Source organism: Methanospirillum sp., assembly GCF_035560735.1.
In the GTDB taxonomy this organism is placed as follows: domain Archaea; phylum Halobacteriota; class Methanomicrobia; order Methanomicrobiales; family Methanospirillaceae; genus Methanospirillum.
In genome coordinates this window covers 1-10277 of record NZ_DATMYY010000335.1, presented here as the reverse complement: position 1 = coordinate 10277, position 10277 = coordinate 1, and the positions used below count along the sequence as shown (strand labels likewise).

Sequence of the window (10277 nt, the reverse complement as noted above, 5' to 3'; positions counted from 1 at the left end):
AATAGCGGAGCATAGCTTGGCACCAAACACTTTTACGAGCAAACATTGCAGATGCAATTTTATCGAATTTATTTTTCCCACTGAAAACAAAGGTACAGTAACAATAATACCTACCTCAATAAAATCGGTTTTACATTGGAGATATAATGGAAGAATTATTAATTTCACCCGAATTTCAGATGAGCTTGCTTTTGTTTGTGGCTCTGGCAGGTTACATAATTGCCTCGCAAATTAATCAGTCCGCAGTGATTGGCCTCATCTTTATTGGAATAGTAGTAGGCCCAAGTATATTAGGATGGATTCAGTACACTGATTTCGTGAGTAATCTCGCACATCTGGGTGCAGTGATCCTGCTCTTTGTAATCGGACTGGAATTTAAACTTCATGAGATTATGAAGATTAAAAACGGGATAATAGCGCTTGTTGGAGTCATAATTCCCTGGATTGGAGGATATGGAATATCAATACTCTTCGGGTACTCGGGTGCCGGTGCTATATTTATCGGGACCGCACTTACAGCAACAAGCATTGCAATTACCGCCAATGTTCTCCAGGAACTGGACCAGCTCCAGACTGATGCAGCAAAAGCCATCATCGGTGCTGCTGTGATTGATGACATCTTAAGTCTGCTTGCTCTTGCCATCAGCAATGAAGCTGCAACCGGATCTCTATCTGCTTTTTCAATTGGTTATATGACCATCAAAGCAATTGCATTCGTCATTATCGGAGCAGCAGCCGGGGTTCTGGTCATCTCCCGGTTAATAGAATATGTCGATGAAACACCATTTGCAGGAAAATACCCCGAATTCACATTCATTTTTGCGATGATGATGGCATATATGTACGGAATACTCGCTGAAATGGTAGGATTATCGGCAATAGTGGGTGCATTTATCGCTGGTGTTTCATTCAACGAGATAAGATTGAAACAGGGTCACGATTTAAAGGAAGGAGCAGGATATCTGCAGATCATTTTTGCATCGATATTCTTCGTATCACTCGGAATTATGGTCGATCTGAGAGCAGTGACCCCTGAGATCATCGTATTCCTTGTTGTATTAACCATAGTAGCAGTACTAACCAAATTAATCGGCTGCGGAATACCCGCTTACTTTAGTGGAATGAGTTGGAAAGATTCACTCATAGTCGGATTTGGGATGGCTCCACGGGGAGAAGTGGCAATGATTGTTGCATTAATCGGATTGCAGGAGGGGGTAATAGACCAAGGTATTTATGTTACGATCATCATCATGAGTCTGATTACAACCATCATGACCCCGTTAATATACCGTAATTGTTTCTTTAAGGATTGTAAGGAAGGTGTGAATAGTTCACCCTAAAATCTCTCGCCCGTTTTTAGCAATAGGGGATAATGAGTATGCAAGGAAAAAATTCGGAAAAAAGGGTTTTCGCTATCCTCACTTGACAATTAACTCAGCATATTGCAGATCTCTCTGGTTTGCTGCATCCCAAAGGTTTATCCGCCCGGTACTTGGGTATATCTTCTGATGAACAATATCCCATCCATTGGGCATTGGATTATCATCATTCTTTTTCTGGTTTGTTGCATCCCAGATATTCACGTGATATGTTCCAGGACTGATTGATTTTATATCATCAGTCTTATCAATCAGCACACTCCAGATCTTCTCTTTCTGTCCATTCTTCACGACAGGCCCGGTTGCTAATACATGATCTTTAGGGATATCCATATTCTGTTGTGACTGAGTCCCGTCTGCATTAAATCGTACAAGATTGATGCCGGTAGGATGGATGTTTTCTGAAGTAATCGCAACCGGATTAAAAACTACCTTTCCGGTACTATCCCCTTTTGCATATGTACCAATTGCATCCCAATACTTTTTTGGGATGATTTCAATACCAATCTGTTTACAACTGTCAACTGAAGTTGTCCCTGTGATATTGATCTTCTCTCCACTGGTGTGTTCCCCAATCGGATTTACGGTGATTGTTTGATTATTATCTGCCAATGTGGGTGTTACACAGATTGCGGTAATGAATATTATCCCAAGAGCGGTTATGCAATATCGTACTATTGCATGACGTTTCTGTTGTGCAGTATCACACAAAAATGAATGTAATGAATTATCCATTAATCAATTCGCCTCATTTCCCGCCCAATATAGGGGGTATTGAAAGACTTGCAAACGAAGCGGTATGATCTTTCCTTCATTCTTTAACTGACTTCTTCTTTCACGAGTGTATCAAAGTCCCATAAATCTGTCAGGGTCAGATCAGATATCTTGTCTGATAACGGGGGTTAAAAAGAGCAGACTTAACGGGACTATATTCAGTTCTAAAGAATGTTCTTCCATTCTTTTTCCCGCTAGGTTCACCTTGTCCTTCCTCCACCCAGCAACGAGCCTATCATCAGGAGCGGACCACTCCATAGATGATACCATCATGTTACCGCATCTTCTGATACAACCTGAAAGATGCAATATGTAGCTGATCATCGGGGAACGCTTAAAACAGTACCGCAACAAAGGATCTTGATACAGTTGATACGTATGAATCTCTACTATATGCCCCGTTATATGGCAGCACTGTTCCTGATACTTTTTAGTATTGCGATCATCTGCTCTCCTGCAGCTGCAGCAGAGGGAAAGGATGCATCATCAAATCCTCTCGGATCAATACCCTTTATCGGTGGTTTTGGTTCCTCATCTGATCCGGTGATCATACATTTCTTCTTCAACCCTGGATGTGGGGCTTGCGAGAAGATCCATCCGGTGATGGAGGCCTATGCGGCTAACCATTCAGATGTAAAGGTTGAATTCTACAGCCTTGCAGGAAACCAGACCAATATCGATCTCTTCAATGCCTACCAGAAGGCCTATAATATCTCCCATGCCCATGTTCCAATCCTCTTCCTTGGAACTACTAACCTGATGGGAGAAGAAGAGATATCAGAGAAACTGGATACAACCGTTGCAGAGGTAAAGAAAGGAAATAACAAGGGAGGACTCCTCACAAATCTCTCTTCTGAAAGTAGTGATGTGTCACCATCTTCCATCAATCCCGGATTTCTCATTGTAGCAGGTATCGGTGAGGGACTTAATCCATGTGGATTGCTCGTTCTCGCCCTTCTCCTCGTGTCACTCATGGCTTCGCAGTCACGAAGAACTGTCCTGGCCATTGGACTTGCATATATCGTCGCCTTCTTTGCAGTCAGGCTCCTCTCCGGGTTTGCAATATTCTCAGTGATCCAGCTCCCTGGCATTTCACAGACCTTCACCCTGATAGCAGCAGCAGTAGCAATCATAGCAGGTATCATCCAGGTAAAAGACGGACTCTCAAAGAAACAACATCCGCTTCTCTCGATTCCTGATTCCAAAAAGGGCCTGATCTCATCATACATGAAAAAGGCCAGTGTCCCTGCCGGTCTCGTCGTCGGAGCCCTGGTGGGTGTGTACGGAATGGCCTGCACTGCAGGAATTTACATCAGCATCCTTGGCATGCTCTACAAAGAACCTGCTATCGGGCTAATCTACCTGGTGCTCTACAACATCCTTGTGGTAATCCCATTACTTGCCATCCTGCTTCTGGTGTTCTTTGGGATTCCACCTGAAAAGGTCAGTGCATGGCGTGATGACCAGAAAAGCATGCTCAGGCTGATGATAGGTATCGTAATGATCATCATGGGAATCGTCATCCTTATCCCAATGCTTTAACTTTTTTTCCAAACTCCGTTACCTTAAGCATACAAACATCACCTCACCGTTTTCTGATAATATCCACCTGAATCAAACTTCAGGATGAGTTTATCGATTGCTTATAAAAAAGGGGATTGCAGAACGCTATGATACCGGCTCGAACTGATCCTTGCCAACTCCACAGACCGGGCAGATCCAATCATCTGGCAGATCTTCAAACGCAGTGCCAGCGGGAATGTCAGCAGTCTCATCACCTTGTTCAGGGTCATACACATATCCACACGGAATACACTCGAACTTCTCCATTATTACCTCCCCGGACAGATCGCCGGAATACGCAGATCTCATCAGGATGACTCATAAAGGTAGGGTTTGCTTACACCGATTTTCCGCATACCCTCAAAACCAATTGAAGCATATCTCTCTTAAAGTATGCAACATCATGAATCAGAGAAGGGCAGAGAAGGAGAGCATAACATGAATAGTTCTTCACCTGTATCTGGTAGTAATCCTGACCGGACTCTGAAGCGGATCGTCCTCTTCATCGCTATCCTTGCGGGATTTTTGACACCGTTTGATGGATCGGCAGTAAACATCGCTCTCCCAACAATCGGTGCAGAGTTCAGTATGGATGCCATCTCACTCTCATGGATAGCTACCGCGTACCTCCTAGCCTCTGCCCTCTTCCTAGTACCATTTGGAAGGCTTGCTGACATTTACGGAAGAAAAAAGATATTTGAAAGTGGTATTGCTATATTTGCGATCTCATCACTTTGTATGACCTTGGTTCCGACAACCGAATCATTCATCCTGATCCGGGTCATCCAGGGACTTGGTGCAGCCATGATTTACGGAACCGGAATGGCCATCGTGACCGGGGTCTTCCCTCCGGGAGAGCGGGGCCGGGCAATAGGTGTTTATATTTCATTTGTGTACTTCGGTCTCTCGGTCGGACCGTTCCTTGGCGGTATCCTGACAGCATACCTGGGATGGAGAAGTATCTTCCTTGTCAATGTCCCAATCGGTCTGCTTGCAGTCCTGCTCATCCGCCTGAAATTAAAAGGTGAATGGGCAGAAAGTAAAGGTGAGCGGTTTGATTTCATTGGATCAGTAATCTACAGTCTCTCGCTTGTTGCCGTAATGTATGGGTTTTCAACGCTCCCGCATGAAGGAGCCATCACTCTGATCGCAGCCGGATTAATATTTGTAGCTGTCTTTGCCTGGTATGAGAGCAGAATTACATTTCCCGTGCTCAATGTCCGCCTCTTCTCAGGAAACAAGGTGTTTCTGTTCTCAAACATCGCAGCACTCATCAACTATAGCGCAACATTTGCGGTGACATTCCTGCTGAGTCTTGATCTCCAGTATACCAAAGGATTCTCACCTGAACATGCCGGCCTTATCCTTATTGCCCAGCCGGTGATGATGGCACTTGTTTCCACCCTTTCAGGAAGGCTCTCAGATCAGGTTGAACCCGGAAAAGTTGCATCAGTTGGAATGGCAATCACCACCCTCGGGCTTTTTCTGCTCGTCTTTCTCACCGATGCAACACCAATCTGGTACATCGTTATCAGTCTGCTAGTCCTTGGAACCGGTTTTGGTTTCTTCACTTCGCCAAACACAAACGCAATCATGAGTTCAGTGCAGAAACACGATTACGGAGTAGCTTCGGGAACCACATCCACCATGAGACTACTCGGTCAGATGCTCTCAATGGGATTTGCAACCATGCTCTTTGCTATTTACATTGGCCCTGTCCAGATCACACCGGAGTATTATCCGGCTTTTATATCCTGCCTGCAGGCCGGATTTGCAATTTTTACAATTCTCTGCGGAGCAGGCATTTTTTTCTCACTCATCAGAGGCCACATGAGGGGGAATGATTAACCTCAACGTTCTATAATCTCAGACACATATATATCTAAACACGCCCTTTTTTACTTTATCAGATGATTCAACCAATTTCGAGGATTTTATATATAGATGATGAGCCGGGGTTTCTTGATCTCTGTAAGACATTTCTTGAACGTTCTGGTGAACTTGTTGTAAAAACCACCCGTTCCGGTTCTGAAGCACTTCGTTTGCTAAAAGAAGAACACTTTGATGCTATCATCGCAGATTATCTGATGCCAGGGATGGATGGAGTCGAACTGCTCATCGCAGTCCGTTCAGATCCCCTGATTAGTGAAATTCCATTTATCCTCTTTACAGCACGGGGTCGTGAAGAGGTTGTCATCAAAGCCATCAATAACGGTGCTGACTTCTATCTTCAGAAAGGCGGCGAGACTGGAATCAGATTTCTTGAACTGGCAGAAACTGTGAAAACTACCATAAGACGTAGAAAAAACAGATTCTTGTATTACCAGGATGATGAGAATCTCCATTCAAATCCCTCATCACCCGAAGATTCAGGTGATACTACCAGAAAAACTGCTAATATTCACGGAATTCACCAAACAGATGATTCAAACATCGGATTTGACCACCTAAACAAAAGAAATAAGACTGAACAGCGTGAACTCCGGTGTTCCAGTATCATCGCTCATGCACCCTGGGGAATCCACTGCTACCGTCTTGAAAATGAAGTATTCATCTTTGAAACCGCAAACCAGGCAGCTCAGAGAATGACTGGAATAAAGGCAGAAAGTTTGCGGGGAAGACCTGTGACTGAAGTATTCCCTGCTCTTGTTTCCGCAGGTATTACAGATATATTGGAAGAAATTAATCTGTCTGGACAGTCATGGCATTCAGACAATCCAGTCAGGTTTTCTGATATACCAGATGCAAAAGCATTTGATCTCTTTGTATTCAGAACATCCCCTGGCAATATTTCAGTAATTCTAAACGAACCTGTTCGAGGGAGAGAAAAAGAGATCATTCCTCCAAGAGAACTCTACCAGTCATTCATAGAAGCATCACCAGATGTCATTATTATCACCGATATCACCGGAAATATCATTTTTAGCTCACCAAAATCACAAAAAATGTTTTCACTTCCACCTGATACAGAAGTCAATGGCACAGAAATCCTGGCCTGGATATCTCCGGATTACAGATATCAGGCGTTTGATTCCATATCTAGACATCTAAGGGGAGAACAGACACCTCCAGCAATATACTGGTTGCTCCGAATTGATGGAACCTCATTTCCTGCAGAGATCCATTCAGCTCCTTTACATGACAAGGCCGGAAAAATAACAGGTATTGTATCGATAATCCGTGATACTTCAGAACGCACTGAACAACAAGACGCATTGGAGCGTGGAAACCGGAAACTCAACTTACTTTCATCCATTACTCGGCATGATATCCTGAATAAGATTACAGCACTTCGCCTTTATTGTTCCCTTATAGAGGAGGGAGAAGATCCAGCACAGAACAAGGAGATGATCCTGAAGATAGAACAAATGGCTTCAAATATTTCCGATCTGGTAACATTCACCAGTTACTACCAGAACCTTGGTATCAACACTGCCAGATGGATTGCACCGGCCGAAGTGGTGACCAGGATCGTTGACATGATTGAACTTGACAATATCAGGATCAAAAATAACTTTGGAATGGTCATGATTCTTGCAGATCCCCTGTTTGAGAAGGTTCTCTACAATCTCTTTGACAATGCGGTGAAGTACGGCAGGAAGATAACAACTGTCAAAACCGGATATGAGATCACCAATGATGGAATTATTCTCTATGTTGAGGACGATGGGGTGGGTATTTCTCATGAGGAGAAAGAGAAAATCTTTGATAGAAATGTAGGGAGTGGAACCGGACTTGGGCTCTTCCTCAGCAGGGAAATCTTAAGCGTTACAAACCTTTCAATCAGGGAGACAGGAACTGCAGGTGTAGGAGCCAGGTTTGAGATCCTGGTTCCTCCATCAAAATACCAGATCCCATTATAATCTGAGGACCTTTATCAGAAGAAAGAGAAGTTTACCAATTCATTCCCAACAATTAAATAATAATCCCCCCCATGTGCTGGATATATTTTCAGAAGTCTGGTGCTAGTTACCGTTCTGAAATCTCTTCTGTAAACTGATGATCAGGGGGAAATCGCGGTTTTCAGAGGTATATGGCCAGCATACTCGGGGGGACAGCGTGATATCGGTTCTGCATGTTGATGATGAACGTGGACTATTAGAAGCAGTAAAACTCTCACTAGAAGATACCGGGGCATGCATCGTAGATACTGCGGAGTCAGCAGAACTGGCGATTGAGATGTTTAGGTCATGTCCTTATGATGCAATCATTTCTGATTATGCGATGTCAGGTACAAATGGTATAGATCTCCTCAGGCAGGTCAGAACTGAGTTTGGAGATATCCCCTTCATCCTTTATACAATAATTCCCCGTGAAGATGTTTTAATAGAGGCAATAAATTACGGAGTTACATTTTACCTGCAGAAAGGAACGGAGCAGGGATTACAGACAGTTGAACTTGTGCATGTCATCGATCAGGCAGTGACTCGACGAATTGCTGAGCAGGCACTCAAAGAGAGTGAAAGCCGGTACAGGACTATTATCGAGAACATCATCGATGTGTATTACCGGACAGATTCAGAGGGAACGCTTGTTTACATAAGTCCGTCTGTTCTTTCGATACTCGGTTATGACTCACTGGAAGAGGTGCTGGGAAGGAAAAACGGGGAGTTCTGGAAACTTCCATCTGAACGCGATATCCTCATGGACCTCCTTAAAGAGAAGAAGGAGATCAGGGATTATGAGGTAACCCTGCTCACCAGAACCGGAGATGATATTCAGGTCGCAGTCAGTTTAAGGATCTGCGTTAATGAGAAGGGAGAATTTGATGGAGTGGAAGGAATTTTCAGGGACATTTCTGTAAGAAAGAAGATCGAATATGAGCTCCGGGCAAAGAACCTTGAACTCGAAGAGATAAACCGGGAACTATCTGGAACTCTAGAAGAACTCACTTTAACCCAGACTGAACTGGCAGAGCGCAATAAAGAACTTCTTTCCCGTGAAGCATCGCAGAAGAGATCCGCCGCTGCACTGAAAAGGGCAAATAAACAACTCAACCTCCTCTCAAGTATAACAAGACATGATATTCTCAATCAAATAACGGCCCTGAACGGGTACCTCACCCTGATAAGAGATGAAATCCGGGACGGAGAAGCTACAAAGTACCTGGACAAACTTGAATTAGTTGCAGGTACTATCGAGACACAGATAGCGTTTACACGGGTGTATCAGGATCTTGGATCCCAGGATCCCCAGTGGCTTGATGTAAAAAATCTCATTCCCCATGCCACTCTTTCAGGCCTCACACTCATTGAGTCAAATCTGAACGAAATTAAAATTTTTGCGGATCCTATTGCAGGAAAAGTCTTTGAAAACCTCTTTGATAACACAATCAGACACGGAGGGAAAGTAAGCAGAATTGAAATCACTGCACGTGAACAGTCTGGACATCTGATAATAACCTGGGAGGATAATGGAATTGGAATCCCTACTCCCGAAAAAGAACTCATATTTAATAGGGGATATGGAAAGAATACTGGACTCGGACTTTTCCTTGTACGGGAGATCCTCTCAATCACCGGGATATCAATAAGGGAGATAGGAATAGAGCAGAAGGGTGCCATATTTGAGATCTCGATTCCTAAAGGGGGATACCAGATGGAGAAGACAAATGTCGACGCTTGAAGTGCAGAAGATAACATTCCTATTCCCGCAAAGGTAATGCAATAGTATGAATACCATCCTTGTTTGAATCAGCAAAATTTTGATTATCTCACCCCGTTGAATCGCGGAAATTATACAGTAAAGAGAAGACCGGCAAACAGGACAATTGGGGATATCTTCGTTATACACTCTCATGGAAAAAGAAGAGGATTACCGGGCTCTTATTGAGCAACTCAGGCTGCTCGTAGATAACTCTTCAGACGTCATCACACTTCTAAATAAAGATGGAAAGTATATATACGTCAGTGAATCTGTTACCAGAGTAACGGGACATACACCTTTTGAACTGATTGGAAAATCATTTGATTCGGCAGCAATTCATCCAGACGACCTCCCAGATGTAAAAATGGCACTCAATCTCATAGAGAAACAGCCTGGAGTTCAGATTCGGATGACATACAGGCACAGTGACAATAATGGGGGATACCGGTATATGGAGACAATTGGGGAAAACTTCATTGATAATCCGGGTATTAATGGAATTCTTTTGAGTAGTCGGGACTGTTCTGAAATGAGGTGTGAAATAGACAATCTCAGGGACCTTACTGAGAGTCTCATACACAAGAACCAGGCACTGCTTGAGAAGAATGATGAACTCACTCTCCATATCGTGGATATTGAGGCTAAGATTCGTGAGTATACCGATGACTTGGAAGATAAGACGGATGAGATTCAGCAATTGCTCAAACAAAAGGATGAATTTATCTATCAACTTGCACACGATCTCCGTACACCTCTGACACCGGTTGTTGCCATGCTTCCACTTCTTAAAGCCGGGATCCAGGACCATGATGCAAAAGCCCTGCTCGATATCTTCAACAAAAGTATTCAGTATCTGCAAAAAATGGTTGAGAACATCATCTACTATTCACAACTCAACAAGCAGTATTCTATAAC

The 10277-nt window shown here is 43.6% G+C and carries 8 protein-coding genes; 6 read left to right on the top strand and 2 right to left on the bottom strand.

Annotation, left to right across the window (positions count from 1 at the left end; all coding sequences use genetic code 11):
* The first annotated feature begins 146 nt into the window (after nucleotides 1-146).
* A complete protein-coding gene (locus tag VN429_RS09960) occupies nucleotides 147-1340 on the top strand; it encodes a cation:proton antiporter (RefSeq protein WP_325632815.1) in 1194 nt (397 codons plus the stop codon).
* A gap of 78 nt (nucleotides 1341-1418) precedes the next feature.
* On the opposite strand, the gene VN429_RS09955 is transcribed toward VN429_RS09960, so the two are convergent.
* Nucleotides 1419-2114 carry a hypothetical protein gene (locus VN429_RS09955; RefSeq protein WP_325632813.1) on the bottom strand — a complete coding sequence of 232 codons (696 nt, stop codon included), beginning with the start codon at nucleotides 2112-2114 and terminating at the stop codon, nucleotides 1419-1421.
* Between the two features lie 444 nt (nucleotides 2115-2558).
* On the opposite strand from VN429_RS09955, the gene VN429_RS09950 reads away from it, so the two are divergent.
* On the top strand, nucleotides 2559-3695 hold the full coding sequence (locus tag VN429_RS09950; RefSeq protein WP_325632811.1) for a thioredoxin family protein: 1137 nt from the start codon (nucleotides 2559-2561) through the stop codon (nucleotides 3693-3695).
* A 126-nt stretch (nucleotides 3696-3821) separates the two neighbouring features.
* Here VN429_RS09950 and rd read toward each other — a convergent pair whose 3' ends face one another.
* Nucleotides 3822-4025, bottom strand: a complete 204-nt coding sequence (gene rd / locus VN429_RS09945) for a rubredoxin (protein ID WP_325632809.1) — start codon at nucleotides 4023-4025, stop codon at nucleotides 3822-3824.
* A gap of 84 nt (nucleotides 4026-4109) precedes the next feature.
* Between rd and VN429_RS09940 the strand changes: the two genes are divergently transcribed.
* The 4 genes from VN429_RS09940 to VN429_RS09925 all read left to right on the top strand — a co-directional run.
* The gene (locus VN429_RS09940) at nucleotides 4110-5564 is read left to right on the top strand and encodes an MFS transporter (RefSeq protein ID WP_325632807.1); all 1455 of its coding nucleotides are present in this window, start codon (nucleotides 4110-4112) and stop codon (nucleotides 5562-5564) included.
* Nucleotides 5565-5626: 62 nt separating this feature from the next.
* Nucleotides 5627-7579 carry a hybrid sensor histidine kinase/response regulator gene (locus VN429_RS09935; protein ID WP_325632804.1) on the top strand — a complete coding sequence of 651 codons (1953 nt, stop codon included), beginning with the start codon at nucleotides 5627-5629 and terminating at the stop codon, nucleotides 7577-7579.
* A gap of 196 nt (nucleotides 7580-7775) precedes the next feature.
* Nucleotides 7776-9341 carry a hybrid sensor histidine kinase/response regulator gene (locus VN429_RS09930; RefSeq protein WP_325632802.1) on the top strand — a complete coding sequence of 522 codons (1566 nt, stop codon included), beginning with the start codon at nucleotides 7776-7778 and terminating at the stop codon, nucleotides 9339-9341.
* Nucleotides 9342-9513: 172 nt separating this feature from the next.
* Nucleotides 9514-10277 (top strand): PAS domain S-box protein (locus tag VN429_RS09925; RefSeq protein WP_325632800.1); only part of this gene is annotated, 764 nt, incomplete at its 3' end.

Coding starts and splice junctions, on each gene's coding strand:
- VN429_RS09960 (WP_325632815.1), top strand. CDS start 147: ATGGAAGAATTATTAATTTCACCCGAATTTCAGATGAGCTTGCTTTTG.
- VN429_RS09955 (WP_325632813.1), bottom strand. CDS start 2,114: ATGGATAATTCATTACATTCATTTTTGTGTGATACTGCACAACAGAAA.
- VN429_RS09950 (WP_325632811.1), top strand. CDS start 2,559: ATGGCAGCACTGTTCCTGATACTTTTTAGTATTGCGATCATCTGCTCT.
- rd (WP_325632809.1), bottom strand. CDS start 4,025: ATGAGATCTGCGTATTCCGGCGATCTGTCCGGGGAGGTAATAATGGAG.
- VN429_RS09940 (WP_325632807.1), top strand. CDS start 4,110: ATGCAACATCATGAATCAGAGAAGGGCAGAGAAGGAGAGCATAACATG.
- VN429_RS09935 (WP_325632804.1), top strand. CDS start 5,627: ATGATTCAACCAATTTCGAGGATTTTATATATAGATGATGAGCCGGGG.